This is a genomic window from Streptomyces sp. NPDC093064 (assembly GCF_044754605.1).
Taxonomy (GTDB): domain Bacteria; phylum Actinomycetota; class Actinomycetes; order Streptomycetales; family Streptomycetaceae; genus Streptomyces.
Window position 1 is genome coordinate 93,593 of record NZ_JBIVPK010000020.1, and the last position, 26,669, is coordinate 120,261.

Annotated in this window: 24 protein-coding genes; 17 read left to right on the forward strand and 7 right to left on the reverse strand. The window is 72.5% G+C overall.

All coding sequences use genetic code 11. The features are described 5' to 3' along the window. Positions 1-39: 39 nt before the first annotated feature. Positions 40-1,554: a 3-hydroxyacyl-CoA dehydrogenase gene (locus tag ACIQFZ_RS23795; RefSeq protein WP_365421480.1), complete on the forward strand. Its 1,515-nt coding sequence runs from the start codon at positions 40-42 to the stop codon at positions 1,552-1,554. Then, the gene (locus ACIQFZ_RS23800) at positions 1,551-2,138 is read left to right on the forward strand and encodes a TetR/AcrR family transcriptional regulator (protein WP_361413436.1); all 588 of its coding nucleotides are present in this window, start codon (positions 1,551-1,553) and stop codon (positions 2,136-2,138) included. The genes ACIQFZ_RS23795 and ACIQFZ_RS23800 overlap by 4 nt, the downstream gene beginning before the upstream one ends. A gap of 13 nt (positions 2,139-2,151) precedes the next feature. Here ACIQFZ_RS23800 and ACIQFZ_RS23805 read toward each other — a convergent pair whose 3' ends face one another. After that, positions 2,152-2,631, reverse strand: a complete 480-nt coding sequence (locus ACIQFZ_RS23805; RefSeq protein WP_365421505.1) for an Lrp/AsnC family transcriptional regulator — start codon at positions 2,629-2,631, stop codon at positions 2,152-2,154. 190 nt (positions 2,632-2,821) lie between these two features. On the opposite strand from ACIQFZ_RS23805, the gene pdhA (ACIQFZ_RS23810) reads away from it, so the two are divergent. Genes pdhA (ACIQFZ_RS23810) through ACIQFZ_RS23840 form a run of 7 tightly spaced genes read left to right on the forward strand, consistent with a single transcriptional unit; the run spans position 2,822 to position 10,947 of the window. After that, positions 2,822-3,961: a pyruvate dehydrogenase (acetyl-transferring) E1 component subunit alpha gene (pdhA, locus tag ACIQFZ_RS23810; RefSeq protein ID WP_402692078.1), complete on the forward strand. Its 1,140-nt coding sequence runs from the start codon at positions 2,822-2,824 to the stop codon at positions 3,959-3,961. Further along, a complete protein-coding gene (locus tag ACIQFZ_RS23815; protein ID WP_361413430.1) occupies positions 3,958-4,962 on the forward strand; it encodes an alpha-ketoacid dehydrogenase subunit beta in 1,005 nt (334 codons plus the stop codon). The genes pdhA (ACIQFZ_RS23810) and ACIQFZ_RS23815 overlap by 4 nt, the downstream gene beginning before the upstream one ends. Then, the gene (locus ACIQFZ_RS23820; RefSeq protein ID WP_402692079.1) at positions 4,962-6,371 is read left to right on the forward strand and encodes a dihydrolipoamide acetyltransferase family protein; all 1,410 of its coding nucleotides are present in this window, start codon (positions 4,962-4,964) and stop codon (positions 6,369-6,371) included. The genes ACIQFZ_RS23815 and ACIQFZ_RS23820 overlap by 1 nt, the downstream gene beginning before the upstream one ends. A 55-nt stretch (positions 6,372-6,426) precedes the next feature. After that, positions 6,427-7,356, forward strand: a complete 930-nt coding sequence (locus ACIQFZ_RS23825) for an NTP transferase domain-containing protein (RefSeq protein ID WP_402692080.1) — start codon at positions 6,427-6,429, stop codon at positions 7,354-7,356. Continuing rightward, positions 7,356-8,837, forward strand: coding sequence for a molybdopterin molybdotransferase MoeA (locus ACIQFZ_RS23830; RefSeq protein WP_402692081.1), 1,482 nt, complete (start codon positions 7,356-7,358; stop codon positions 8,835-8,837). Before ACIQFZ_RS23825 ends, ACIQFZ_RS23830 begins: the two co-directional genes overlap by 1 nt. After that, on the forward strand, positions 8,834-9,934 hold the full coding sequence (locus ACIQFZ_RS23835; protein ID WP_365421492.1) for a potassium channel family protein: 1,101 nt from the start codon (positions 8,834-8,836) through the stop codon (positions 9,932-9,934). Before ACIQFZ_RS23830 ends, ACIQFZ_RS23835 begins: the two co-directional genes overlap by 4 nt. Before the next feature lie 32 nt (positions 9,935-9,966). After that, a complete protein-coding gene (locus tag ACIQFZ_RS23840) occupies positions 9,967-10,947 on the forward strand; it encodes an NAD(P)H-quinone oxidoreductase (protein ID WP_402692082.1) in 981 nt (326 codons plus the stop codon). 37 nt (positions 10,948-10,984) lie between these two features. Here the strand turns inward: ACIQFZ_RS23840 and ACIQFZ_RS23845 are convergent, their stop codons facing one another. After that, on the reverse strand, positions 10,985-11,599 hold the full coding sequence (locus ACIQFZ_RS23845; RefSeq protein WP_376652342.1) for a hypothetical protein: 615 nt from the start codon (positions 11,597-11,599) through the stop codon (positions 10,985-10,987). A 125-nt stretch (positions 11,600-11,724) separates the two neighbouring features. On the opposite strand from ACIQFZ_RS23845, the gene ACIQFZ_RS23850 reads away from it, so the two are divergent. Both ACIQFZ_RS23850 and ACIQFZ_RS23855 read left to right on the forward strand, forming a co-directional pair. Next, complete coding sequence (locus ACIQFZ_RS23850; protein WP_402692083.1) at positions 11,725-12,282, forward strand: PadR family transcriptional regulator; 558 nt, start codon at positions 11,725-11,727, stop codon at positions 12,280-12,282. 67 nt (positions 12,283-12,349) lie between these two features. After that, positions 12,350-12,889: a bacterial proteasome activator family protein gene (locus ACIQFZ_RS23855; RefSeq protein WP_365429527.1), complete on the forward strand. Its 540-nt coding sequence runs from the start codon at positions 12,350-12,352 to the stop codon at positions 12,887-12,889. Between the two features lie 198 nt (positions 12,890-13,087). On the opposite strand, the gene ACIQFZ_RS23860 is transcribed toward ACIQFZ_RS23855, so the two are convergent. Next, positions 13,088-14,719 carry a protein kinase gene (locus ACIQFZ_RS23860; RefSeq protein ID WP_402692084.1) on the reverse strand — a complete coding sequence of 544 codons (1,632 nt, stop codon included), beginning with the start codon at positions 14,717-14,719 and terminating at the stop codon, positions 13,088-13,090. A 341-nt stretch (positions 14,720-15,060) separates the two neighbouring features. Between ACIQFZ_RS23860 and ACIQFZ_RS23865 the strand changes: the two genes are divergently transcribed. Further along, a complete protein-coding gene (locus ACIQFZ_RS23865; protein WP_365429521.1) occupies positions 15,061-16,680 on the forward strand; it encodes a protein kinase domain-containing protein in 1,620 nt (539 codons plus the stop codon). 86 nt (positions 16,681-16,766) lie between these two features. Here ACIQFZ_RS23865 and ACIQFZ_RS23870 read toward each other — a convergent pair whose 3' ends face one another. Continuing rightward, a complete protein-coding gene (locus ACIQFZ_RS23870; protein ID WP_365429518.1) occupies positions 16,767-17,783 on the reverse strand; it encodes a phosphotransferase in 1,017 nt (338 codons plus the stop codon). Positions 17,784-18,357: 574 nt separating this feature from the next. Between ACIQFZ_RS23870 and pdhA (ACIQFZ_RS23875) the strand changes: the two genes are divergently transcribed. Genes pdhA (ACIQFZ_RS23875) through ACIQFZ_RS23885 form a run of 3 tightly spaced genes read left to right on the forward strand, consistent with a single transcriptional unit; the run spans position 18,358 to position 21,976 of the window. Beyond that, a complete protein-coding gene (gene pdhA, locus ACIQFZ_RS23875; RefSeq protein WP_365429515.1) occupies positions 18,358-19,554 on the forward strand; it encodes a pyruvate dehydrogenase (acetyl-transferring) E1 component subunit alpha in 1,197 nt (398 codons plus the stop codon). A 2-nt stretch (positions 19,555-19,556) separates the two neighbouring features. Next, a complete protein-coding gene (locus ACIQFZ_RS23880) occupies positions 19,557-20,537 on the forward strand; it encodes an alpha-ketoacid dehydrogenase subunit beta (RefSeq protein WP_365429512.1) in 981 nt (326 codons plus the stop codon). Between the two features lie 11 nt (positions 20,538-20,548). Then, the gene (locus ACIQFZ_RS23885; protein ID WP_402692085.1) at positions 20,549-21,976 is read left to right on the forward strand and encodes a dihydrolipoamide acetyltransferase family protein; all 1,428 of its coding nucleotides are present in this window, start codon (positions 20,549-20,551) and stop codon (positions 21,974-21,976) included. Between the two features lie 84 nt (positions 21,977-22,060). Here the strand turns inward: ACIQFZ_RS23885 and ACIQFZ_RS23890 are convergent, their stop codons facing one another. From ACIQFZ_RS23890 to ACIQFZ_RS23900, 3 genes are all read right to left on the reverse strand, one after another. Further along, the gene (locus ACIQFZ_RS23890; protein WP_365774781.1) at positions 22,061-23,062 is read right to left on the reverse strand and encodes a DUF1648 domain-containing protein; all 1,002 of its coding nucleotides are present in this window, start codon (positions 23,060-23,062) and stop codon (positions 22,061-22,063) included. Next, a complete protein-coding gene (locus tag ACIQFZ_RS23895; RefSeq protein WP_402692086.1) occupies positions 23,059-23,406 on the reverse strand; it encodes a GntR family transcriptional regulator in 348 nt (115 codons plus the stop codon). Before ACIQFZ_RS23895 ends, ACIQFZ_RS23890 begins: the two co-directional genes overlap by 4 nt. A 96-nt stretch (positions 23,407-23,502) precedes the next feature. Beyond that, positions 23,503-24,405, reverse strand: coding sequence for a D-alanyl-D-alanine carboxypeptidase (locus tag ACIQFZ_RS23900; RefSeq protein ID WP_365430791.1), 903 nt, complete (start codon positions 24,403-24,405; stop codon positions 23,503-23,505). A 197-nt stretch (positions 24,406-24,602) separates the two neighbouring features. Between ACIQFZ_RS23900 and ACIQFZ_RS23905 the strand changes: the two genes are divergently transcribed. Together ACIQFZ_RS23905 and ACIQFZ_RS23910 are read left to right on the forward strand one after the other, a co-directional pair. Further along, entirely contained in the window at positions 24,603-25,253 is a 651-nt protein-coding gene (locus ACIQFZ_RS23905) for a GntR family transcriptional regulator (RefSeq protein WP_365430789.1), read from the forward strand. Further along, positions 25,250-26,557 (forward strand): MFS transporter, encoded by a 1,308-nt coding sequence (locus ACIQFZ_RS23910; RefSeq protein ID WP_365430787.1) that lies wholly within the window; start codon positions 25,250-25,252, stop codon positions 26,555-26,557. Before ACIQFZ_RS23905 ends, ACIQFZ_RS23910 begins: the two co-directional genes overlap by 4 nt. Positions 26,558-26,669 lie beyond the last annotated feature (112 nt).

Genomic DNA, 26,669 nt, shown 5'->3' on the forward strand with positions numbered 1-26,669 from the left:
CCGCATCTGTGGACAGCACCGTGCGGGAGGATCGCGCACATGACAGCACTCGACCTCAGCAGTCCGGTGGCCGTCGTCGGCACCGGCACCATGGGCCAGGGCATAGCCCAGGTCGCGCTGGTCGCGGGCCACACCGTACGCCTGTACGACGCCGTGCCCGGGCGGGCCCGGGAGGCGGCCGCCGAGATCGGCGCCCGGCTCGACCGGCTCGTCGAGAAGGACCGGCTGACCGGCGCCGAGCGGGACGCGGCCCGCGCCCGGCTCCTGGCCGCCGACGCCCTGACCGAACTCGCCGACTGCGCGCTGGTCGTCGAGGCCGTCCTGGAGCGGCTCGACGTCAAGCAGGAGCTGCTGAAGGAGCTGGAGGGCGTCGTCGGCGACGACTGCCTGCTCGCCACCAACACCTCCTCCCTGTCGGTGACGGCCGTCGGCGGCGCGCTGCGCGTCCCGGGCCGCCTCGTGGGCCTGCACTTCTTCAACCCGGCCCCGCTGATGCCGCTGGTCGAGGTGGTCTCCGGGTTCGCCACCGACGTCACGTCGGCCACGCGCGCGTACGAGATGGCCCGCGCCTGGGGCAAGACCCCCGTGGCCTGCGCGGACACCCCCGGCTTCATCGTCAACCGCATCGCCCGGCCCTTCTACGCCGAGGCCTTCGCGGTGTACGAGTCCCAGGGCGCCGACCCCGCCACCATCGACGCGGTCCTGCGCGAGTCGGGCGGCTTCCGGATGGGCGCCTTCGAACTGACCGACCTCATCGGGCAGGACGTCAACGAGTCCGTCACCCACTCGGTGTGGCAGTCGTTCTTCCAGGACGTGCGCTTCACCCCCTCGCTGGCCCAGCGCCGTCTGGTCGAGTCCGGCCGGCACGGCAGGAAGAGCGGCCAGGGCTGGTACGACTACCGCGAGGGCGCCGAGCGCCCCGAGCCGCACACCGCGGAACGGGAGGCGTCGCCCGCGTACGTGGTCGCCGAGGGCGGCCTCGGACCCGCCTCGGACCTGCTCGCCCTGATCAGGGAGGCGGGCATCCAGGTGCGCGAGGAGGACGAGGACCACGGCACCCGCCTGGTGCTGCCGAGCGGTGGCCAGCTCGTCCTCGCCGACGGGCAGACCTCGGTGGAGTTCCGGGACGTCGTCTACTTCGACCTCGCCCTCGACTACCGCGGGGCCACGCGGATCGCCCTGTCCGCCTCCCGGGACACCTCGCCGCGGACCGTCGCCGAGGCCACCGGCCTGTTCCAGGCGCTCGGCAAGAAGGTCAGCGTCATCGGGGACGTCCCCGGCATGATCGTCGCCCGCACGGTCGCGCGGATCGTCGACCTGGCGCACGACGCCGTCGCCAAGGGCGCGGCCACCGAGGAGGACATCGACACCGCGATGCGCCTGGGCGTCAACTACCCGCTCGGGCCCTTCGAGTGGAGCCGCAGGCTCGGCGGCAGCTGGGCCTGCTCCGTGCTGGACAACCTGCACGAGTGCGATCCGTCCGGCCGCTACGCGCCGTCGCTCGCGCTCTACCGCCACGCCTACGCCACCGACAAGCGGGAGGGCACCTCATGACCACCGCCAGGCGCGACACGTACACCCCGGAGACGCTGCTGTCCGTGGCCGTGCAGGTCTTCATCGAACGCGGCTACGACGGCACCTCCATGGAGCATCTGTCCCGGGCGGCCGGCATCTCCAAGTCGTCGATCTACCACCACGTCGCCGGCAAGGAGGAGCTGCTGCGCCGGGCGGTCAGCCGGGCGCTGGACGAGCTGTTCGGGATCCTCGACGAGGAGCACGCGCGCACGGGGCGCGCCGTCGAGCGCCTGGAGCACGTGGTGCGGCGCATGGTCGAGGTGCTCATCGCCGAACTGCCCTATGTGACGCTGCTGCTGCGCGTGCGCGGCAACACCGAGACCGAGCGCTGGGCGCTGGAGCGGCGCCGCGACTTCGACCACCGGGTGGCCGATCTGCTGAGGGCGTCGGCCGAGGAGGGGGACGTGCGCGCCGACGTGGAGGTGCGGCTGGCGACCCGGCTCGTCTTCGGGATGATCAACTCGATCGTGGAGTGGTACCGGCCCGACGGGCGCGGCATGGCGGAGCGCGAGGTGGCCGACGCGGTGACGCGGCTGGTCTTCTCCGGGCTGCGCAAGGACTGACCCCCGTACCGCCTCAGCCCTGCGGCTCCAGGTCCTCCTCCTCGAACACCAGCAGCGTGCGCGTGCTGAGCACCTCGGGGATGGCCTGGAGCCGGGTGAGGACCAGCTCACGCAGCGCCCGGTTGTCCGGGGTGTGCACCAGCAGCAGGACGTCGAAGTCGCCGCCGACCAGCGCGATGTGGTGGGCGCCGGGCAGCTGCCTGAGCTGCTCGCGCACCGTGCGCCAGGTGTTCTGCACGATCTTCAGCGTGATGTACGCGGAGGTGCCGTGCCCCGCGCGCTCGTGGTCGACGCGGGCGCCGAAGCCGCGGATGACGCCGTCCTCGATGAGCCGGTTGATCCGGGCGTAGGCGTTGGCGCGCGAGACGTGGACCCGTTCGGCGACCGACCGTATCGACGCGCGCCCGTCCGTCTGGAGCATGCGCAGGATGTCCTGGTCGATGACGTCCAGCGGGCGCGGCGGCGGTGCGGCGCCGTCCGGCTCCTCGGCCATTTGTTCAGGTGCCATGTCCCCCCGCCTTTCCCTCGTGGACGTAGTGCGTCCATCTCAGGTTGTGGAGAACCGTTTGTCCACAGCCTGGGCCCGCCTGTAGCCAAAATGTGCCGACGACCGAACAATCGGTAGGTGGGGCGCGTCACAGCCGACGCGCCTCTCGTAGCCGCTCCCACGAGGAGGTGCCGTCATGACGGTCATGGAGCAGCGGGGCGCGTACCGGCCATCGCCGCCGCCCGCCTGGCAGCCCCGTACCGACCCCGCGCCGCTGCTGCCCGACGCGGAGCCCTACCGCGTCCTGGGGACGGAGGCGGCCGCGAAGGCCGATCCGGAGCTGCTGCGCCGTCTGTACGCGCAGCTGGTCCTGGGCCGCCGTTACAACACGCAGGCCACCGCCCTGACCAAGCAGGGCCGCCTGGCGGTCTACCCCTCCAGCACCGGCCAGGAGGCCTGCGAGGTCGCCGCGGCGCTCGCCCTGGAGGAGCGCGACTGGCTCTTCCCCAGCTACCGCGACACGCTCGCCGTCGTGGCCCGCGGCGTCGACCCCGTCGAGGCCCTGACGCTGCTGCGCGGCGACTGGCACACCGGCTACGACCCCTATGAGCACCGTGTCGCCCCGCTGTCGACGCCCCTCGCCACCCAGCTGCCGCACGCCGTCGGCCTCGCCCACGCCGCCCGCCTCAAGGGCGACGACGTGGTCGCGCTGGCGATGATCGGCGACGGCGGCACCAGCGAGGGCGACTTCCACGAGGCGCTGAACTTCGCCGCCGTCTGGCAGGCCCCCGTCGTCTTCCTCGTGCAGAACAACGGCTTCGCGATCTCCGTCCCGCTCGCCAAGCAGACCGCGGCACCGTCCCTGGCCCACAAGGCCGTCGGGTACGGCATGCCCGGCCGCCTGGTCGACGGCAACGACGCCGCCGCCGTGCACGAGGTGCTCGCCGACGCCGTGCGGCACGCGCGCGCGGGAGGCGGGCCCACCCTGATCGAGGCGGTGACCTACCGCATCGACGCCCACACCAACGCCGACGACGCCACTCGCTACCGCGGCGACGCCGAGGTCGAGGCCTGGCGCGAGCACGACCCGATCCAGCTGCTGGAGCGGGAGCTGACCGAGCGCGGCCTGCTCGACGAGGACGGCGTCAGCGCCGCTCGCGAGGACGCCGAAGCGATGGCCGCGCGGCTGCGCGAGCGCATGAACCAGGACGCGCCGCTCGACCCCATGGACCTGTTCGCCCACGTGTACGCGGAGCCGACCCCGCAGCTGCGCGAGCAGCGCGACCAGCTGGTCGCCGAGCTCCAGGCCGAGTCGGAGGAGGGTACGGCCCGATGACCACCGTCGCGCTCAAGCCGGCCACCATGGCCCAGGCCCTCACGCGCGCGCTGCGCGACGCGATGGCCGCCGACCCCGCCGTGCACGTCATGGGCGAGGACGTCGGCACCCTCGGCGGCGTCTTCCGCATCACCGACGGCCTCGCCAAGGAGTTCGGCGAGGACCGCTGCACGGACACCCCGCTGGCCGAGGCCGGCATCCTCGGCGCCGCCGTCGGCATGGCCATGTACGGGCTGCGCCCGGTGGTCGAGATGCAGTTCGACGCCTTCGCCTACCCGGCGTTCGAGCAACTGGCCAGCCATGTCGCGAAGATGCGCAACCGCACCCGCGGCAAAATGCCACTGCCGATCACCATCCGCATCCCCTACGGCGGCGGCATCGGCGGTGTGGAGCACCACAGCGACTCCTCCGAGGCGTACTACATGGCGACTCCGGGGCTCCATGTCGTCACGCCCGCGACCGTGGCCGACGCCTACGGGCTGCTGCGGGCCGCCATCGACTCCGACGACCCGGTCGTCTTCCTGGAGCCCAAGCGGCTGTACTGGTCGAAGGACACCTGGAACCCGGACGACCCGCAGACTGTCGAGCCGGTGGGCCGCGCGGTGGTGCGGCGCACCGGCAGGAGCGCCACGCTGATCACGTACGGCCCGTCCGTGCCCGTCTGCCTCGAAGCCGCCGAGGCGGCGCGGGCCGAGGGCTGGGAGCTGGAGGTCGTCGACCTGCGCTCGCTGGTGCCGTTCGACGACGAGACGGTGTGCGCGTCGGTGCGGCGCACCGGGCGCGCGGTCGTCGTGCACGAGTCGACCGGGTTCGGCGGCCCGGGCGGGGAGATCGCCGCCCGTGTCACGGAGCGCTGCTTCCACCACCTGGAGGCACCGGTGCTGCGTGTGGCCGGGTTCGACCTTCCCTACCCGCCGCCGATGCTGGAGCGGCACCACCTGCCCGGTGTCGACCGGATTCTGGACGCCGTGGCGCGTCTGCAGTGGGAGGCGGAGAGCTGATGGCACAGGTGCTGGAGTTCAGGCTCCCCGACCTCGGGGAGGGGCTCACCGAGGCGGAGGTCGTCCGCTGGCTGGTCGAGGTGGGTGACGTGGTCGCCATCGACCAGCCGGTCGTCGAGGTCGAGACGGCCAAGGCGATGGTCGAGGTGCCCTGCCCCTACGCCGGCGTGGTCACCGCCCGCTTCGGCGAGGAGGGCGCGGAACTGCCCGTGGGAGCGCCGCTGCTGGCGGTGGCGGTCGGGGAGCAGGACGCCGGTGCCGCGGGTGACGCGGGTGACGACACCGAGGGCTCCGGCAACGTCCTGGTCGGCTACGGCACGGGGGCGCCTCCGGCGCGCCGCCGCAGGGTGCGCCCGGCACCGATGGCGTCGGGCTCGCGCGATGCGAGCGGCACCGTGGAAGCGGCGGCGCCCGTCGCGGCCGCGGCACCGGCCGCCAACGGGTCCGCGCGTACGGCAGGCGTCCCGGCGGCCCACGCGATCGCGGTGGCCGAGCGGCCCGCCGACGGTCCCGTTCCCGTGATCTCGCCGCTCGTGCGCCGCCTCGCGCGGGAGAACGGCGTGGACCTGCGGCAGCTGTCGGGCTCCGGGCCCGAGGGGCTGATCCTGCGCGCGGACGTCGAGGACGTGCTCAGGGCCGACGCGGCACGCGGCCGCGGTGTCGGCGCACCGGCCGCTCCCGCGACCGCGACCGCGCCCGCGGCCGGGCCGGCGCAGGCCTCCGGCTCCCGCGTTCCGCTCAAGGGGGTGCGCGGCGCCGTCGCCGACAAGCTGTCCCGCAGCCGCCGGGAGATTCCGGACGCGACCTGCTGGGTGGACGCCGACGCCATGGAGCTGATGCGCGCCCGGGCCGCCATGAACGCCGCCGGGGGACAGAAGATCTCCCTGCTCGCGCTGCTGGCCCGGATCTGCACGGCCGCGCTCGCCCGCCATCCCGAGCTCAACTCGCGGGTCGACATGGAGGCCAGGGAGATCGTCCGGCTGGACGCCGTGCACCTCGGCTTCGCCGCGCAGACCGAACGCGGGCTCGTCGTCCCGGTCGTACGGGACGCGCACACGCGCGACGCGGAGTCGCTGACCGCCGAGTTCGCCCGGCTGACCGAGGCGGCCCGCGCCGGCACCCTCACCCCGGCCGAACTCACCGGCGGGACCTTCACGTTGAACAACTACGGAGTGTTCGGCGTCGACGGCTCCACACCGATCATCAACCACCCCGAGGCCGCCATGCTCGGCGTCGGCCGCATCGTCCCCAAGCCGTGGGTGCACGAGGGCGAGCTGGCGGTGCGGCAGGTCGTCCAGCTCTCGCTCACCTTCGACCACCGGGTGTGCGACGGCGGCACGGCGGGCGGTTTCCTGCGATATGTGGCCGACTGCGTGGAACAGCCGGCGGTGCTGCTGCGCACGCTGTGACGGCAGTGTCCCGCCCGCGTTCCCCTTGATCGCGGGCGGGACGCATACTCGGGGGGTGACCTCCTACGAGCCCCTCGCCCACGACGCCGTCGTGCTCGCCGGAGGAGCCGCCCGGCGGCTCGGCGGCGCGGACAAGCCCGGCCTGCGCGTCGGCGGCCGCGCGCTGCTCGACCGCGTGCTCGCCGCCTGCGCCGACGCGGACACGACGGTGGTGGTCGCCGACCCCCGCCCCACCGCGCGGCCCGTGCGCTGGGCACGCGAGGAACCGGCCGGCGCCGGACCGCTCGCCGCGCTCGACGCCGGGCTGCGCCACACCACGGCGGACCATGTCGTCGTACTCTCCGCCGACCTGCCGTTCCTCGAACGCGACACGGTACGGCGGCTGTTGACGGCCCTGAGGGCCGGCCGGGCCGACGGCGTGCTGCTCACCGACGCCGGCGGCCGCGACCAGCCGCTCGTGGCCGCCTATCGCGCGCAGGCGCTGCGCCGCGCGCTGGCCGCGCTCGCCCGCGCCGCGTCCGACGGCGGCTCTGCCCGGGACGGCGCCCTCACCGGGCTGCCGCTGCGTCGGCTCACCGCCGCGCTCGATCTCACCCGCGTCCCCGACGACGTCGCGTCCTTCGACTGCGACACCTGGGACGACATCGTCATCGCCAGAGCACGTATCAGGGAGCATGGGCACGTGTTGGATGAATGGATTTCCGCAGTCAAGGACGAGTTGGGCATCGATCTGGACGTCGACACCCGCGCGCTGCTCGACCTCGCCCGCGACGCCGCCCACGGCGTGGCCCGGCCCGCGGCACCCCTGACCACCTTCCTCGTCGGCTATGCGGCCGCGCAGGCCAAGGGCGGCCCCGAAGCCGTCGCCGAGGCCGCCCGCAAGGCCGCGGCCCTCGCCCAGCGCTGGGCGGACGAGACCGCCGGCGGCACCGGCACGCCCGACGTGGCGCCCGACGCCACGCCCGACACCCGCCCGGACGTCTGATGCCCGGCCGTGGCATGCGGGTCGGCGAAACCGCTGAAACCGCCGAGGACACCGAGAAGTCCAAGACCGCCAAGAACGCCGAGGATGCCGAGGACTTCGACGTGGAGGAGGCGCTCGCCCTGGTGAACGAAGGCAGCAGTCGGCGTGCCCCCGAGCCCGGCCGGAGCCGGGCGGGACGCAGTGGCACCCCCGTGTCCGGTTCCGCCTCCTTCGAGGACGACGGGAGCGCAGGGTCCGGTCACGGCACCCCGCACCCCGCGCACTTCCAGGAGGCCCGCCACCAGGCCATCGCCTGGCCGCAGGCCCGCGAGACCGCCGCCCGCGCGGCCCGTGCCGGTGCCCGCCGGGCCCCCGTTCCGGTGCCCCTCGAGGCCGCCCTGGGACTGGTCCTGGCCGCACCCCTGACCGCCCTGTGCGACCTGCCCTCCTTCGACACCTCCGCCATGGACGGCTGGGCGGTCGCCGGCCCCGGCCCCTGGGACGTACGTGACGAGGGCGTCCTGGCCGGGCACGACGAGCCCGAGCCGCTGACCGACGGCGAGGCGGTACGCGTCGCGACCGGCGCCCGCGTCCCGCAGGACACCACGGCCGTGCTGCGCAGCGAACACGGCCGCACCGACGCAAAGGGCCGGCTGCACGCCACCGAGGAGTCCTGGCACGGCAAGGACATCCGCCAGCGCGGGCAGGAGTGCCGCAGTGGCGACCAGTTGCTGCCCGTCGGCACCCTGGTGACCCCGGTGGTGCTCGGTCTGGCCGCGGCCGCCGGGTACGACACCCTCGCCACGGTCCCCCGCCCCCGCGTCGACGTCCTCGTGCTGGGCGACGAACTGCTCACCGAGGGCCTGCCGTACGACGGACGGATCCGGGACGCGCTGGGTCCGATGCTGCCGCCCTGGCTGCGCGCGCTGGGCGCCGAGGTCACCCGTGTGCGCCGGATCGGCGACGACGCCAAGGCCCTGCACAAGGCGGTCACCGGGTCGCAGGCCGACGTGATCGTCACCACCGGGGGAACCGCCGCCGGACCGGTCGACCACGTCCACCCCACCCTGCGCCGCATCGGCGCCGAACTGCTGGTGGACGGCGTCCAGGTGCGCCCCGGCCACCCCATGCTCCTGGCCCGCACCAAGGAGAACCAGCACCTCGTCGGCCTGCCCGGCAATCCGCTCGCGGCCGTCTCGGGTCTGCTGACGCTCGCCGAGCCGCTGCTGCGCACGCTGGCCGCGCGCCCGGCCCCGGAGCCGTACACGCTGCCGCTGACGGACGCGGTCCACGGGCACCCGGACGACACCCGGCTCGTGCCCGTGGTGCTGCGCGGCGACCGCGCCGTTCCGCTGCACTACAACGGTCCCGCCATGCTGCGCGGCGTCGCGGCGGCCGATGCCCTGGCTGTCGTACCACCGGGTGGCTCCCGGCCGGGTCAGGAGGCCGAACTCCTCGACCTGCCCTGGGCCGCCGCCGGAATCGGGGTGTGTTTCACGTGAAACTTCCGGGCCATGACGCGATAGCCCGCCAGGCGGACGAGCATCTCGTGACCCATCGGGTGAAGCTCCCCCGAAAAGTCGTGGAGCGCCCGATACGGCAGGTCGGCAAACGACTGTTCCTGGCGGTGCTGGTGCTGCTCGTGACGGTTGTGATCGTCTACGCCGACCGCGAGGGATACCAGGACAGTGCCAAAGAAGCCCCGATGGACCTCATTGCCGCTGCGTACTACGCGACGGTGACCCTCTCCACGACCGGATACGGCGACGTCACCCCTGTCAGCGACAGCGCGCGTCTCACCAACATCTTCGTCATCACCCCGCTGCGTGTGATCTTCCTGATCATCCTGGTCGGCACCACACTCGAAGTCCTCACCGAGCGAACCCGTGAGGAATGGCGTCAGAATCGCTGGAGGTCCACTTTGCGCGATCACACCGTCGTCGTCGGATTCGGCACGAAGGGGAGGTCGGCGCTCCAGACCGTCTGTGCGGCCGGGCTGAAGAAGCAGCAGGTCGTCGTGGTCGACCCCAGCGCCAAGGTGGTCGACGCGGCCACGGCGGAGGGCTACGCGGGCGTGGTCGGAGACGCCACCCGCAGCGAGGTGCTCATGCGGGCCGAGGTGCAGCGGGCACGGCAGATCATCATCGCCACCCAGCGGGACGACACCGCCGTGCTGGTCACGCTGACCGCCCGGCAGATCAACCGGGCGGCGAAGATCGTCGCGGCGGTGCGGGAGGAGGAGAACGCGCCGCTGCTCAAGCAGTCCGGGGCCGACGCCGTCGTCACCAGCGCGAGTGCGGCGGGGCGGTTGCTCGGGCTGTCCGTGCTCAGTCCGGCCGCGAGCATGGTCCTGGAGGACCTCATCCAGCAGGGCAGCGGCCTGGACATCATTGAACGGCCCGTCATAAAGGCCGAGGTGGGTCAGGACCCGCGGGACATGGACGACCTGGTGGTGAGCGTGCTGCGCGGACACCGGGTGCTGGGCTACGACGACCCGTCCGTACGGGAACTGGAGCTGACCGACCGTCTGATCACCATCGTCCGGGCCACACCGGGAACGAAGGTCACCCCTGACACACGGCCGCTTCCCCAGGACTGACGACGGCACCGCGAAGCAGTAGCGTCGGGCCCATGCATGCGATCACGATTCCCGAACCCGGTGGGCCCGAGGCGTTGGTGTGGGACGAGGTACCGGATCCCGTGCCCGGCGAGGGGGAGGTGCTGGTCGAGGTGGCGGCGAGCGCCGTCAACCGGGCCGACCTCCTGCAACGGCAGGGCTTCTACAACCCGCCGCCCGGTGCCTCCCCGTACCCCGGTCTGGAGTGCTCCGGGCGGATCGCCGCGCTCGGTCCCGGGGTGTCCGGCTGGGCCGTCGGCGACGAGGTGTGCGCACTGCTCGCGGGCGGCGGTTACGCCGAGAAGGTCGCCGTTCCGGCCGGTCAGCTGCTGCCCGTGCCCGACGGCATCGGCCTGAGGCAGGCCGCGGCGCTGCCGGAGGTGACCTGCACCGTCTGGTCCAACGTCTTCATGGTCGCCCAACTGCGCCCCGGCGAGACGCTGCTCGTGCACGGCGGCTCCAGCGGCATCGGCACGATGGCGATCCAGCTCGCCCGGGCCGTGGGCGCGAAGGTCGCCGTGACCGCGGGCACCAAGGAGAAGCTCGAGCGCTGCGCCGAACTGGGCGCCGAGATCCTGATCAACTACCGCGAGCAGGACTTCGTCGAGGAGATCCGGCGGGCCACGGACGGGAACGGCGCCGACGTGATCCTCGACAACATGGGGGCCAAGTACCTGGACCGCAACGTCCAGGCCCTCGCCGTCAACGGCCGGCTCGCGATCATCGGCATGCAGGGCGGGGCCAAGGGCGAGCTGAACATCGGCACCCTGCTCGGCAAGCGGGCCGCGATCAGCGCGACCTCGCTGCGCGCCCGCCCGTTGAGCGAGAAGGCGGCCATCGTCGCCGCCGTACGCGAACACGTCTGGCCGCTGATCGCCGACGGGCACGTCCGGCCGGTGGTCGACCAGGAGCTCCCGATGAGCGACGCCGCGGCCGCCCACCGGATCCTGGAGGAGAGCGGCCACATCGGCAAGGTGCTCCTGGTGACGCCCTGATCCCCGCACCTGGGCCGCCGTACCGGTTGCGCCGGAGCTAGCTCCGGCGCAACCGCAGGGCGATGAACGCCAGGCCGAGGCCCAGGCCGATCAGGACGAGCCCGCTGCCCAGGGACAGGGACCGCAGCACGGGTCCGAGCTCGGGCTGCGCGACGGGCAGGGCGCCGGGACTGTCCTGCGGCCCGGACGGCACGGGAGCGGCCTCCTGACCCGAGGGCGAGGCGCTCGTCGCCTCCGGCGTCGCGCTCGCGCTCTCGAAGTCCTCGCTGCCGTCGTCGCGCTCCCCCTCCCTCTCCCACCAGTGCGGCCGCCCCGGCCGATGCCGTCCCCCACCGGGGCGGGTCCCGGCCCGCGACGGGTCGGAGGACGACAAGGACGGGGACGGCGATGACGAAAGAGAGGAAGAGGAAGGAGGGGAAGAAGGGGACGAGGACGGCGGGGGCCCGTGGGCCGGCGAGGAGCGGGATCCGGCGGCCATCCGGGGGGCGGCGGTGCCCGAGGCAGACGTACCGGACGCAGAGGCGCCGGAGGCGTCCGCGGCGGCCCCGGACGCGATGTCGTGCGGCGCGGCGGAGCCACCGGCCAGGACGGCCGCTGCCAGGGCGATCAGCAGTCCCGTCGCCCGCAGCAGAGCGCGCAGCCATGGAGTCACGTCGGGGACCCCCTCACGGTGCCCGGCCAGCGGATCAGGTCATTTCTGCAACAACAGTCACATCACTGGACCAATCCGGCATTCCAGGATCGGCCACCGGGTCGAACCCACTGCACAATCCGGTTATGGCGATACGTCACGGACTGCTGGCGCTCCTGGCGGACGGCCCCAGCCACGGCTCCCGGCTGCGCGCCGAGTTCGAGGCGCGCACGGGGGCGGCCCGGCCGCTGGACATCGGCCGGGTCTGTGCCGCGCTCGGCCGCCTGGAGCACGACGGCCTGGTCACCCGGGAGGGCGTGGACGAGGCCGGCCGGGTGGTCTACGCACTGGCCGAGGCGGGCCGCGCCGAGCTGCGGGCCTGGTACGCGCGGCCGGTGGAGCGGACGGCTCCGCCGTGCGACGAACTGGCGATCAAGCTGGTGCTGGCGGTGGGGGCGCCCGGCGTCGATGTGCGCGAGGTCGTCGAGGCGCAGCGCCGCCATGTGTCCGAGGCGCTGCACGACTACGTGCGGCAGCGCGCCGAGGTCCTGGCCGGCCCGCTCGGGGGGCCGTGCGAGGTGGCCCGGCTGCTGGTCGTGGAGCAGCTGATCTGCTGTGCCGAGGCGGAGTCCCGCTGGCTGGACCACTGCGAGGCCCGTCTGCTCCGGCTGGGTCTCCCCTGGGGCGAAGACGCCGGGAAATGACGCGGTGGACCGCCTTCCGTGGGGGGCGCCACGGAAGTGGCATGTACGGGTGCGCGACAATGGCGGCATGGAGATGCCGAGGAACGAACGGTCGCCGGAGAATCCGCAGATCCTGGTCGTGGGCCAGGACGGAATGGCGCTCGGCGGTGGCGGGGACGACGACTCCCGTGAGACCCCGGTGACGGAGCAGGTGGAGCAGCCCGCGAAGGTCATGCGGATCGGCAGCATGATCAAGCAGCTTCTCGAAGAAGTGCGCGTGGCTCCCCTGGACGAGGCCAGCCGGGTCCGGCTGAAGGAGATCCACGCGAGCTCGGTCAAGGAGCTGGAGGACGGCCTGGCGCCGGAACTCGTCGAGGAGCTGGAGCGGCTCTCGCTGCCGTTCACCGACGAGGGAACCCCCAGTGACGCCGAACTGCGCATCGCACAGGCGCAGTTGGTGGGCTGGCTGGAGGGTCTCTTCCACGGGATCCAGACGACTCTGTTCGCCCAGCAGATGGCCGCCCGCGCCCAGCTGGAGCAGATGCGCCGTGCCCTGCCCCCGGGTATCGGGCACGACGGCGGCGACGACCCCCGCACGGGCGGCCGCTCGGGCGGGCCGTACCTGTAGGCGCCCGTACGCGCAGGTGTCCTGCCCGCGGGCGCTGGGTCCGCGGGCCGTACGCCGCGCCCCCGCCCGCATCTGTCCCTGTAGCGCGGACGTGACAAGGCCCCGGCAGCCGTACTGCCGGGGCCTTCTTCGTACGGGACCGCGCTTCTCACGGGACCGCCCGCCGTGCTCGACGGGAGCCGGAGGGGACGGTGACGGTCAGGACGACTCGGGGTTGCCGGTCGAGACGTAGAGCTGGATCACCGGCATGTTGTTCGGGTCGACGTCCGTGTCGGCTGCGGGGTACTGGTTCATGACCGTGTCCTGGCCGTACGTGTTCTCGTTGACGTCGATCGGCTTCAGCTTCCAGCCCGCGGCCTGGAGGCACTCCTTGACCGACCCGAGGTTCTTGTACCGGAAGTTCGGCAGCCTGATCTTGTCCGGGTCGTTGTACGCCTCCCGCGGCTCCTTGCAGTCGTTGACGTCGATCGTCTTCGAGGTGTCCGGCCCGCGGTGGCCCTCGACCACCACGGCGGACGCGCTCGCGCTGCTTTCCCCGCCCTTGGCGTTGTTGCCGCCGCCGCTGTTCAGGCCCAGCGCGACGATCAGGCCGACCACCGCGACGGCGGCGACGGCGATCGACCCGATGACCACGGGCCTGGTGCTCCGGCCGCCGCCCGGCGGGGGCGTGTGCTGGGGCGAGGCGGCGTACGGCGGCGGGGTCGGCGCCTGCTGCTGCGCGTACGGCGACGCGACGGGCGTCTGGTAGCCGGGCTGCTGCGGGTAGCCGTAGCTCGCGGGCGTGGGGGCGCCGGTGCTGTAGGGATTGGGTGTAGGGGCCGGCTGGTACGGCGTCTGCACATGGCCCTGGGGGACCGGGGACGTCTGGTCGACGGGCGGGAAGACGGCCGAGCCGACGCCCGCGCCGCTCGGCGTGTGGGCGCCGGGGACGATGCTGGGCGCGGCCGCCTGGAAGGAGGCCGCCACGCGCAGGCACTCGTCGCGCATGGACTCGGAGCTGGGGAAGCGCTCGTTGGGGTTCTTCTTCAGCGCGCGGGCGACCAGCGCGTCCACCGCCGGAGGAAGCGAGCGGTTGATCGAGGAGGGCGCCACCGGCTCCTCCTGCACATGCGCGTACGCGATGGCCAGGGGCGAGTCCGCATCGAACGGCAGCCGCCCGGTGACCAGTTGGAACAGCATGATGCCGACCGAGTACAGGTCGGACCGCGCGTCCACGCCCCGGCCGAGCGCCTGCTCCGGCGAGAGGTACTGCGGGGTGCCGACGACCATGCCGGTCTGCGTCATCGACGTCACGCCGGACTGCATGGCGCGGGCGATGCCGAAGTCCATGACCTTGACCACGCCGCGCTTGGTCATCATCACGTTGCCGGGCTTGATGTCGCGGTGGACCAGGCCCATTTCGTGGCTGATCTCCAGCGCGGCGAGCACGTCCGCGGTGATCTTCAGGGCCTTGTCGGCGGGCATCGCGCCCTGCTGCCGGATGTCCTCCTCCAGCACCGAGCCGAGGGGGCGGCCCTCGATGTACTCCATGACGATGTACGGCGTCGCCATGCCGTCCACATCGTCCTCGCCGGTGTCGAAGACCGAGACGATGTTGGTGTGCGTGAGCTTGGCCACTGCCTGGGCCTCGCGGCGGAACCGCTCGCGGAAGGCCTGTTCGCGGCCGAGTTCGGTGTGGAGTGTCTTGATCGCGACCTGGCGGTCGAGCACGGAGTCGTAGGCGAGGTGCACCGAGGCCATGCCGCCCTCGCCGAGCAGGTCGCGCAGCTGGTAGCGGCCGCCGGCCAGTGCCCGTCCCGCGTACTGGCCGTGTGCGCCGTCCTGGCTCATGTCTGCGCGTCCCCCACTAGGCCGTCCGGCGCCCTCGTTGATCGAATGAGTCATTCCCGGCCAAGTCTGCCCCAGGGCACTGACACGTCAAGCTCGGTGCCCGTTCCGTGACCGTACGCGAAAGAAGCGTCGCGGAAGCGTTACAGCAGGCGTACGGCCGGTACACGGAATTTGCACCACGGCACCCGCACGGGGTTTCATGGCCGGTCCGTCTCGGGCCGGTTCCGGCGGTGCTCGCCGCGACGATCCTGGACCGGCGGTCCCCGCGAAGCCTGTAGCGTGGCCGACGGAGACCGTGACAACACCGCGCGCACCGCGGGCAGAAACGACGGCGAGGACTGATGGCACAGCAGCATCGCGCCCAGGGCCCGTCCGACCCCGAGGCGAGTGGCGGCGGTATGTCGGACGCGCCGGAGATGTGGGGCAACGACGGCCTGGTCGGCGACGGTCGGTACCGGCTGACGCACAGACTCGGCCGGGGCGGCATGGCCGAGGTGTTCGCCGCCGAGGACGTGCGCCTCGGGCGGACCGTGGCGGTCAAGCTGCTCCGTGCCGACCTGGCCGAGGACCCCGTCTCCAAGGCCCGGTTCACACGTGAGGCCCAGTCGGTGGCCGGGCTCAACCACCACGCGATCGTCGCCGTGTACGACTCCGGCGAGGACCAGGCGGGCGGCCAGGCCGTGCCGTACATCGTGATGGAGCTGGTCGAAGGCCGCACCATCCGCGATCTGCTGCTCAACGCCGAGGCGCCCGGCCCGGAGCAGGCGCTGATCATCGTCTCCGGCGTCCTGGAGGCGCTGGCCTACTCGCACCAGCACGGCATCGTGCACCGCGACATCAAGCCGGCCAACGTCATCATCACCGACAACGGCGCCGTGAAGGTGATGGACTTCGGCATCGCCCGCGCCCTGCACGGGGCGTCCACGACGATGACGCAGACCGGCATGGTCATGGGCACTCCGCAGTACCTCTCCCCGGAACAGGCCCTCGGCAAGGCCGTCGACTACCGCTCCGACCTGTACGCCACGGGCTGCCTGCTGTACGAACTCCTCGCGCTGCGGCCCCCGTTCACCGGCGAGACCCCGCTGTCGGTGGTCTACCAGCACGTCCAGGACATGCCGGTGCCGCCGTCGCAGGTCCCCGGCGGAACCTGCCCGCCGGAGCTCGACGGCCTGGTCATGCGCTCGCTGGCCAAGGAGCCCGACGATCGTTTCCAGACCGCCGAGGAGATGCGCGGGCTGATCCAGTACGGGCTGCAGATGCTGTACGACCAGGGCGGCCACACCGGCACCTGGCACACCGGCCCGGTCGAGGCGCACGACGGCCGGCACACCCCGGCGGCCGGCTACGCGGGCACGACCGCGATGCCGCACCAGGCCGACCTCGGCTCCGGCACCACGCAGATCCCCCAGCCGATCCTGCCCGCCGGATACGGCAACTCCGACGACGGCGGCTTCGAGGGGCACGGCAACAGGGGCAGCGGCCGCGGCAAGCTGTGGATCCTGGCCGTCCTCGCGGTGATCGCCATCGCCGCGGGCGTGGCACTGGCGCTGCAGAAGACCGGTGGCGACACCGGCACCGGCGTCGACACCACCAAGTCGCCGTCGAACACCCAGTCCACCGACGACGCGCAGCCCAGCACCACCCCGAGCGACTCGTCGAACGAGCAGCCGTCGGACACCTCGACGGACCGGAACTACGGCTCCGGTGGGGGCGGCTGGAAGCACACGCCGTCGTACCGGCCGTCGTGGACCCCGTCGGAGCCGTCCGGCCAACAGCCCTCCAACGAGCAGTCCGACCCGCAGACCTCCAGCGAACCGGCCGACCCCCCGCCTGCGTCGACGCCCGCGGACACGAGCGGCGGTCCGGGCGACGGCTCCGGGGACGTTGGCGGTGGCGGTAGTGGCGACCCCGTCGGCACCGCCGCGGGGGCGGCGGGGAACCCCGTCGGGGGCAACTGAGTCCCGCCGCGAACCGAGCATCCTTCGCGCGCGCGTGAGGCCGTACGGGCCCCACGCGCGCGTGGTGTTTCCCGGCCCCTTCGGCGTCACTCCGCGAACGCGCCGCACACCGTGCCGTACTCCCGCGTCCACCACACCGCGAGCGCCGAGGCGGCCGGGAACTGCGGGTCCGCGCGGGTGTCGCCGCGCTCGTAGTGCCAGCGCAGCATCCAGAAGTCGTTCAGGCGCTCCCACCACACGCGGTGCACGGCCGCCGCGAGCTCCGACGGGGTGGCGCCGGCCGCCCGCCGGTACGCGCGCGCGTACGCCCTGACCTTCGGCAGGTCCAGGGTGCCGGCGGGCCGGACGAAGAAGATCGCGGCGGCGCGCACCGCCTCCTCCGCGCGGGGCTGCACACCGAGCCGGTCCCAGTCGACGATCGCGGCGGGGGCGTCCCCCTGGTAGAGCAGGTTGAAGGGGTGGAAGTCGCCGTGCACCCAGCCGACGGGCCCGCCGGGCGGCGGACGCCGGTCCGCGTGCCGTTCCAGGAGCGCGCGCCGCTCCAGGAGCCGGTGCCGGGCCAGTTCGTCGAAGGCGTCCGGGGGCCGGTGGCGGCGGACGTGCCCGAGCAGGTCGTCGATCAGCGTGAAGGTGTCGGCGGGATCGGCGCTCTCCACGGGGTGGGGACTCGCGGCGGGGCGGGTGCGGCCCTTGGGCGGCATCACCTGCTCCAGGCACGCGTGCACGGCTCCCAGCAGCGCCCCCAGACGGGCGCACTGCTTGGTGGTGAGCTGCCCGCCGTGCCGGTGCCGGCCGTCGATCCAGGGGTGCAGGGCGTAGGCGTGGCCGCCGACCACGGCGACCGTGCGCCCGTCGCGGCCGGTGAGCGGCGGCGCCACCGGGACCCCGAGGTCTGCCAGACGCTGGGTGGCCCGGTGCTGGCGCGCGATGGCGGTGGGGTCGGCGGTGTCCGGATCGAAGTGGTGCTTGAGGAAATAACGGCCGCGGGTCGTGCACAGCCGGTAGCCGCGGTTGAGCAGACCCTGGTCGACGGGCTCGCAGGTGAGGGCGGAACCGGCGGCGTACTGGCGCAGCAAGGCGCTCAGAGGGGGCGCGTGGGGCACGGGGGGTGGTACACATGGGCGCGGCACGCGCCAGATGCTAGGGCACCGGCGGAGGCTGTGAGCTGGGATTTGTCACAGACAGTCGCCAACGGTCGCTTTCGGTCACATGAGGTCGTGATGCCGTCCCGACGCCGCCCGCCGTGCGCCCGGTACGCCCTCGGCGGCATTCCTTGTCACCGCCCTGCGGGTCCTGTTTCGCCGTCCCCCGTGCGGGGTCATCCATCAAGACCAGTTCCGGCCATTCGCCGACCCTTCCCGACTCAGGGGTGGCCGGGATAACGTGCCGGTGTTCCGGCCCCCCTGCACGGCTGTGACCAGCGGCTGCCCCGACTGTCCGGCGAGGTACTTGGACGTCCAAGTGAAAATACTTGGAAATCCAAGGAAACGCCCAGGTCAGGAGGGGTTTCCCAGAAATGTGGAGCACTGGGTAACGTGACTGCTGCAGGGCGCTCGCCGGGGCACCTGTCACGCCTGTTCCCGGCCGAGCGGCACCCACCCCGTGCCCGGTGGTCCGGAACAGGTGAGCCGCACTGGCTACCGGCAACCCCGGGGCCGGACCGACGGAGGAGCACACGTGACCGTGGAGAGCACTGCCGCGCGCACATCGCGACGCAGCGCCGGAAGCAAGGCCGGCGCGACCGGCGCGAAAGCCGCCGGCACCGGGCGGCGTACCGGTGCCAAGAAGAGCGCCGACCCCGAACTCGTGCAGTTGCTGACGCCCGAGGGCAAGCGCGTCAAGAACGCCGAGTACGACAAGTACGTCGCCGGCATCACCGCCGAGGAGCTTCGCGGCCTGTACCGCGACATGGTGCTCACCCGCCGCTTCGACGCCGAGGCCACCGCCCTGCAGCGCCAGGGCGAACTGGGGCTGTGGGCCTCGCTGCTCGGCCAGGAGGCCGCCCAGATCGGCTCCGGCCGCGCCACCCGCGAGGACGACTACGTCTTCCCGACCTACCGTGAGCACGGCGTCGCCTGGTGCCGCGGGGTGGATCCGACCAACCTGCTCGGCATGTTCCGGGGTGTGAACAACGGCGGCTGGGACCCCAACGGCAACAACTTCCACCTCTACACGATCGTCATCGGCTCCCAGGCGCTGCACGCCACCGGCTACGCGATGGGCGTCGCCAAGGACGGCGCCGACTCCGCGGTCATCGCCTACTTCGGCGACGGCGCCTCCAGCCAGGGCGACGTGGCCGAGGCCTTCACCTTCTCCGCGGTCTACAACGCCCCCGTGGTGTTCTTCTGCCAGAACAACCAGTGGGCGATCTCCGAGCCGACCGAGAAGCAGACCCGCGTCCCGCTCTACCAGCGCGCGGCGGGCTTCGGCTTCCCCGGCGTCCGCGTCGACGGCAACGACGTACTGGCCTGCCTGGCCGTCACCAAGTGGGCGCTGGAGCGCGCCCGCAGCGGCGAGGGCCCCACCCTGGTCGAGGCGTACACCTACCGCATGGGCGCCCACACCACCTCCGACGACCCCACCCGCTACCGGGGGGACGAGGAGCGTCTGGCCTGGGAGGCGAAGGACCCGATCCTGCGCCTTCGCCGCCACCTGGAGGCCGCAAACCACGCGGACGAGGGATTCTTCGAGGAACTCGAGACCGAGAGCGAGGCGTTGGGCAAACGAGTGCGCGAAGCGGTCCGCGCCATGCCCGACCCGGACCTCTTCGCCATCTTCGAGAACGTGTACGCGGACGGGCACGCGCTCGTCGACGAGGAGCGAGCCCAGTTCGCCGCCTACCAGGCGTCGTTCGCGGACGTAGAGGGGGTTTGATCATGGCTGCTGAGAAGATGGCCCTGGCCAAGGCGATCAACGAATCGCTGCGCCGCGCCCTGGACAACGACCCCAAGGTCCTCGTCATGGGCGAGGACGTCGGCAAGCTCGGCGGTGTGTTCCGGGTGACGGACGGCCTCCAGAAGGACTTCGGCGAGAGCCGCGTCATCGACACCCCGCTCGCCGAGTCCGGCATCGTCGGCACCGCGATCGGCCTCGCCCTGCGCGGCTACCGCCCGGTGGTCGAGATCCAGTTCGACGGCTTCGTCTTCCCGGCGTACGACCAGATCGTCACGCAGCTCGCGAAGATGCACGCCCGCTCGCTGGGCAAGGTCAAGCTCCCGGTCGTCATCCGCATCCCCTACGGCGGCGGCATCGGCGCGGTCGAGCACCACTCGGAGTCCCCCGAGGCGCTGTTCGCGCACGTGGCGGGCCTGAAGGTCGTCAGCCCCTCCAACGCGTCGGACGCGTACTGGATGATGCAGCAGGCCATCCAGAGCGACGACCCGGTGATCTACTTCGAGCCCAAGCGGCGCTACTGGGACAAGGCCGAGGTCAACACGGAGGCCATCCCGAACCCGCTGCACAAGGCGCAGGTCGTCCGCGAGGGCACGGACCTGACCCTGGCGGCCTACGGCCCGATGGTGAAGCTCTGCCAGGAGGTCGCCGCCGCGGCCGCCGAGGAGGGCAAGTCCCTGGAGGTCCTGGACCTGCGCTCGGTCTCCCCGATCGACTTCGACGCCATCCAGGCCTCGGTGGAGCGGACCCGCCGCCTCGTCGTCGTCCACGAGGCGCCGGTGTTCTTCGGCTCCGGCGCGGAGATCGCCGCCCGGATCACCGAGCGCTGCTTCTACCACCTGGAGGCCCCCGTGCTGCGGGTCGGCGGCTACCACGCCCCGTACCCGCCGGCCCGCCTGGAGGAGTCCTACCTGCCGGACCTGGACCGCGTGCTCGACGCCGTCGACCGCTCGCTGGCGTACTGAGGGAGAGGTTCGTGACGACGATGACCGATGGGTCCGTGCGTGAGTTCAAGATGCCGGATGTCGGCGAGGGCCTGACCGAGGCGGAGATCCTCAAGTGGTACGTCCAGCCCGGTGACACGGTCACCGACGGCCAGGTGGTCTGCGAGGTCGAGACCGCCAAGGCGGCCGTCGAACTGCCCATCCCCTACGACGGGGTGGTGCGCGAGCTGCACTTCGCCGAGGGCACCACGGTGGACGTGGGCACGTCCATCATCGCGGTGCAGGTGGCGGGCGCGGCGCCGGCCGAGGTCCCGGCGCAGGCCGCTCCGGTGGCCGAGTCGAAGACCGAGCCGCACACGGACGGGGAGGAGAAGCCGCAGGGCCGCCGGCCGGTGCTCGTGGGCTACGGCGTCTCGGCGTCCTCCACCAAGCGCCGTCCACGCAAGGGCCCGGAGGCCGCGGCCGCCCCGGCGGCGACGGCACCCCGGCCGGAGCTGAACGGCCACGGCGCCGCGGCGCCGGCGGTTGCCGCGGCGACCGCCGGGCCCCGCCCGCTGGCCAAGCCTCCGGTGCGCAAGCTGGCCAAGGACCTGGGCGTGGACCTCGCCACGGTCGTGCCGTCCGGCCCGGACGGCATCATCACGCGCGAGGACGTGCACGCGGCGGTGGCGGCACCGGCCGCGCCCACGGCCCCCGAGGCGCCGGCGGCGGTGGCCCCGGTGGCCGCGGCTCCGGCTCCCGCCGCGAGCTACGACGGGGCGCGTGAGACCCGTATCCCCGTCAAGGGCGTCCGCAAGGCGACGGCGGCGGCGATGGTCGGCTCGGCGTTCACGGCCCCGCACGTCACGGAGTTCGTGACGGTGGACGTGACGCGCACGATGAAGCTGGTCGAGGAGCTCAAGCAGGACAAGGAGATGCAGGGGCTGCGGGTCAACCCGCTGCTGCTGATCGCCAAGGCCCTGCTGGTCGCCATCAAGCGCAACCCGGAGATCAACGCGTCCTGGGACGGGGCGGCTCAGGAGATCGTCCAGAAGCACTACGTCAACCTGGGCATCGCGGCGGCGACCCCGCGCGGCCTGATCGTCCCGAACGTCAAGGACGCCCACGTCAAGACGCTGCCGCAGCTCGCGGAGGCGCTCGGCGAGCTGGTGTCCACGGCACGCGAGGGCAGGACGTCCCCGGCGGCCATGCAGGGCGGCACGGTGACGATCACCAACGTCGGCGTCTTCGGCGTCGACACCGGCACGCCGATCCTCAACCCCGGCGAGTCCGCGATCCTCGCCGTCGGCGCGATCAAGCTCCAGCCGTGGGTCCACAAGGGCAAGGTCAAGCCCCGCCAGGTCACCACGCTGGCGCTCAGCTTCGACCACCGCCTGGTCGATGGCGAACTCGGCTCCAAGGTCCTGGCCGACGTGGCCGCGATCCTGGAACAGCCGAAGCGACTGATCACCTGGGCCTAGCGGCCTGGCGGCCTGGCGGTCTACGGCGAAAACGGGGCGGCGCACCTCTCACGGAGGTGCGCCGCCCCGGCGTTTGCGGTGGTGTCAGCTCGGCTGGTGGGTGCGCAGTGCGTTCAGGAGGGCGGCTCCGCGTTCGGCGTCGTCCACGCTGACCGCGAAGTCGCTCCGGCTGCCCCGGGCCCGGATCACCAGGCACTCCCCGGCCCGCAGCATGACCGTGGTGCCCAGGCCGCTGAAGCGGTACCCCCAGCCGCCGACCTGCGCGGGCGTACGGTTCTCGGCGCGGGCGGACTCGATCGCGTCGGGCGCCCAGCGCCGTACCGGCCAGCCGAGCGGGCCGAAGGCCACTTCCAGGCCCCGCCGGGACACACGCGTCTGGACCGAGGCGCAGCCGGCCCCCGCGAGGGAGGCGACCGCGCACGAGGCGAACAGCGACCACCCCGCGCCGGGCCCGGCGAGTCCGGCGACGAGCGCGACCAGGGCGGCCACCGCCACCACTCCGGTCACGGCCGCGACGAGGTGCAGCCAGAGGTTGGTGGTGCGCGAGAACCACACCACCCGCTGCCCCTCGGGGATCTCCAGCGTGGGCCCGTCGGCGTTCCGTCCCGGGGACGCAGGGCCGGAGACCCGTCCCCGCGCGCCCACCAGCCAGCCGGCGATCCCGGCGAGCACCGCCGCCACCAGCGAGACGACGATGCCCGCGATCGGCAGCCGCACCTGGTGCCAGTCCGTGTGATCGAGGTTCGCCCGCACGACGGAGAGCTGGCCACCGACGATGAGCACACCGGCCGACAGCAGCCCGGCCAGCGCCCGCGGCCGCGTCACCGCCAGGCCGTCCTCCCCGGCCCGCCGCCGCAGCACCTCCACGCCCACGCCCAGCACGAGCCAGACCAGCGTGGGGACGAGCGAGGCCGCCCACAGCGGCATCGAGCCGTCGGCCGCGGATGCCTTCCAGTGGGTCGCCAACCGGTCCGGCAGCCGGTTGCTCGCGGCCCAGGGCAGCGCGGCGATCAGGACCGCGATACCGGCCGTCCAGACGGCGGCTCCCCAGCGCGTCCCGTTTCCATGCCTGCTCGAGGTGTTCACCGCGTCCCCCTGATCATCTCGATGAGGTCGTTCGGGCTGTAGCCCAGGCGGCCCGCCTCGGCCACCAGTTCACGCACCCGGATCCGCAGCCCCGAGTGCCGGTCCGCGCCCTCCGCCACGGTCACTCCTCGTCCCCGGCGGAACTCCAGCAGTCCCTCGTCCCGCAGGCCGCGCATTCCGCGCAGGACGGTGTTGATGTTGATGTCGAGCATCTGCGAGAGATCGCGCGCCGACGGCAGCCGGTCGCCCGGGCCGCATTCCCCCTCGGCGATGGCGCGCCTGACGGCGCCGGCTACCTGCTCGTGCAGAGGCCGGGTGTCCCTCTTGTCCAATCGCAGCAACATGATGCTAATGATGCTAGCACCATCCATACACGCGGGCACAGGAAAAGGGCCCGCCGCTGAGGTCAGCGGCGGGCCCTTCGGCCTGGTGGGCGGGTGTCAGACCTTCTGGGCGAACCCGTAGTTCAGGAGCTTCGTCGCGTCCGTCGCGCGCTGCGCGTACGTGGTGGAGGCCAGAACCGTGCCGATGACGGTCCTGCCGTTCCTGGTGGCGGCGAAGACGAGGCAGGCGCCGGCCTCGGGACCGGAGCCCGTCTTCACGCCGATCGCGCCGCTGTAGCTGTTGAGCAGCGTGTTCGTGTTCGTCCACGAGCCCATCGTGCGGGTGCTGCCCGTCTTGGTGACGGTCTTGGCCGTGTACGTCTTCGTCTTCACGATCGTGCGGAACGTGGAGTTCTTCATCGCGCTGCGCGCCAGCTTCGTCAGGTCGCGCGGCGTCGAGTAGTTGCTGCCGTTGCCGATGCCGTCGAACGAGTCGAAGCGCGTGTTCGTCATGCCGAGGCTCTTGGCGCTGCTGTTCATCTTGCCGATGAAGGACTTCACGCGCGCGTCCCGCGTCGAGCCCGAACCGTACTTGTCGGCCAGCGCGTACGCGGCGTCGCAGCCCGAGGGCAGCATCAGGCCGTACAGCAGCTGACGGACTGTCACCTTGTCGCCGACGATCAGGTGGGCCTGCGAGGCGTTGTTCTTGACGACGTAGTCGCTGTACGCCTTCTGGATGGTGACCTTGGCGTCGAGGTTCAGATTCGGCTGGGCCAGCACGACCTTGGCGGTCATGATCTTCGTGGTGGAGCCCGTGGAGCGCTTGGTGTCCGCGGTCTTGGTGTAGAGGGACTTGCCGGTCGCGTCGTCCATCACGTAGCCGCCCTTGGCCACGATCGACGGCGCGGTGACGGCCTGCGCGGGTGCCGCGGTGAGGGCCCCGGCGGCGAGCACGGCGCTCGTGGTCACGACGACTGCGGTGGCTCTGCGGATACGGATGCCCTGGATGCCGGTTTTCAAGTGAAGTACCCCGATTATGTTGAATTCCTCTGCGGTGCGGCAGAGTTGAGAGCCCACAAAGTGGGGCCGCACTTGTCTGACTCACGGCTGGGGCGGATGGTTGCGCGACTTCCAGGGTGGATTCGGCCATCGGGCCCGGGTGGTCCGCATGCTGGATGGGGCGGGCCTTGGGTACGTGTTGTATCTATGCTGTGGGCATGAGCCTGGCCGTGAAACAGCCCCCCGCCGCCGATCGCGTGTACGCACACGTCAAGCAAGCCGTCCTGGACCGCAGTTACGAGGGCGGCACCCTGCTGACCGAGGGGGAGCTGGCCGAGGCCGTCGGGGTCTCGCGCACACCCGTGCGCGAGGCACTGCTGCGGCTGGAGGTCGAGGGGCTCATCAAGCTCTACCCGAAGAAGGGGGCCCTCGTCCTGCCGGTCTCCGCGCAGGAGATCGCCGACGTGGTCGAGACCCGGCAACTGGTCGAGGAGCACGCGGCCCGGAAGGCCGTACCCGCGCCGCCGGGGCTCATCGAGCGGCTCGAGGAACTGCTCCAGAAGCAGAAGAAGCAGGCCGCCGCCGGTGACTTCGCCGCGGCCGCCGTCACCGACCGCTGCTTCCACGCCGAGATCGTCCGCAGCGGCGGCAACGAGATCCTGTCCCGGCTCTACGACCAGTTGCGCGACCGGCAGCTGCGCATGGGCGTCGCCGTCATGCACTCCCACCCCGACCGGCTCGCCAAGACCCTCGCCGAGCACGAGGAGATCCTGGACGCGCTGCGCTCGGGGAACGCGGAGGCGGCCGTCGACGTCGTGCACCGGCACGTCAACTGGTTCTCCCACCTCGCCCGGGGGGAGGTCCGGTGAGCTCGTCGTCCTCGCCGGCCTCCCTGCCCGGTGATCCGCCCGGCGGCCGGCGCGCCGTCGCCGTCTGGAGCATCGGCGTCGCCGTCTACTTCGTCGCCGTCATCTTCCGCACCTCTCTGGGTGTCGCCGGACTCGACGCCGCCGACCGCTTCCACGTGGGCGCCTCGGCGCTGTCGACGTTCTCGATCCTCCAACTCCTCGTCTACGCCGGCATGCAGATACCGGTCGGCCTGCTCGTCGACCGGCTCGGCACCAAGAAGGTGCTGGCCATCGGCGCCGTGCTCTTCACGGCCGGACAGCTCGGCTTCGCGTTCTCCCCGTCGTACGGCACCGCACTCGCCTCGCGTGCGCTGCTCGGCTGCGGGGATGCCATGACGTTCATCAGCGTGCTGCGGCTGGGCACCCGGTGGTTCCCCGCCCGGCGCGGGCCGCTGGTCGCCCAGCTGGCCGGGCTGGCCGGAATGGCGGGCAACCTGGTGTCCACGCTGGTGCTGGCCCGGCTGCTGCACGGCGTGGGCTGGACGGCGGCCTTCGCGGGCAGCGCGCTGGCCGGAGCGGTGGTGCTGGTGCTGCTGGTGCTGTTCCTCAAGGACCACCCGGAGGGCCACGAACCGGAGCCGCTGCCCCACCTGGGCGCCGCGTACGTACGCCGGCAGATCGCCGCGGCCTGGCGGGAGCCCGGGACGCGGCTCGGGCTGTGGGTGCACTTCACCACGCAGTTCCCGGCGATGGTGTTCCTGCTGCTGTGGGGGCTGCCGTTCCTGGTCGAGGCCCAGGGTCTGTCGCGGGCGGACGCGGGTGAACTGCTCACGCTCGTCGTGGTGTCCAACATGGCCGTCGGTCTCGTGTACGGGCAGATCGTCGCCCGGCACCACGCGGCGCGGCTGCCGCTCGCGCTCGGCACGGTGGCGGCGACCTCGGGCATGTGGGCGGTGACGCTGGCGTATCCGGGCGGGCGGGTGCCTATGTGGCTGCTGGTCGTGCTGTGCCTGGTGCTCGGCGCGTGCGGTCCGGCCTCGATGATCGGGTTCGACTTCGCGCGGCCGGCGAATCCGGCGGAGCGTCAGGGGACGGCGTCGGGCATCACCAACATGGGCGGCTTCGTGGCCTCGATGACGACGCTGTTCGCGATCGGCGTGCTGCTGGACGCGACCGGGGACGACTACCGGATCGCCTTCTCGGCGGTGTTCGTGCTCCAGGCGCTGGGCGTGAGCCAGATCCTGCGGCTGCGGAAGCGGGCGGCCCGGCGGGAGCGGGAGCGGCTGGTCGCCAGCCGGGTGGAGACGGTGCACGTGCCGGCGTGACGGTGACCTGCGCCGCCGCGAGGCGGGGCCGGGTCCGGTGCGCTCGCCGCGGCCGGGAGGCGGCTCGCCCCCGGGGAGGCACGTCTGTCCGCGGCCACGGTCCTAGCGCCTC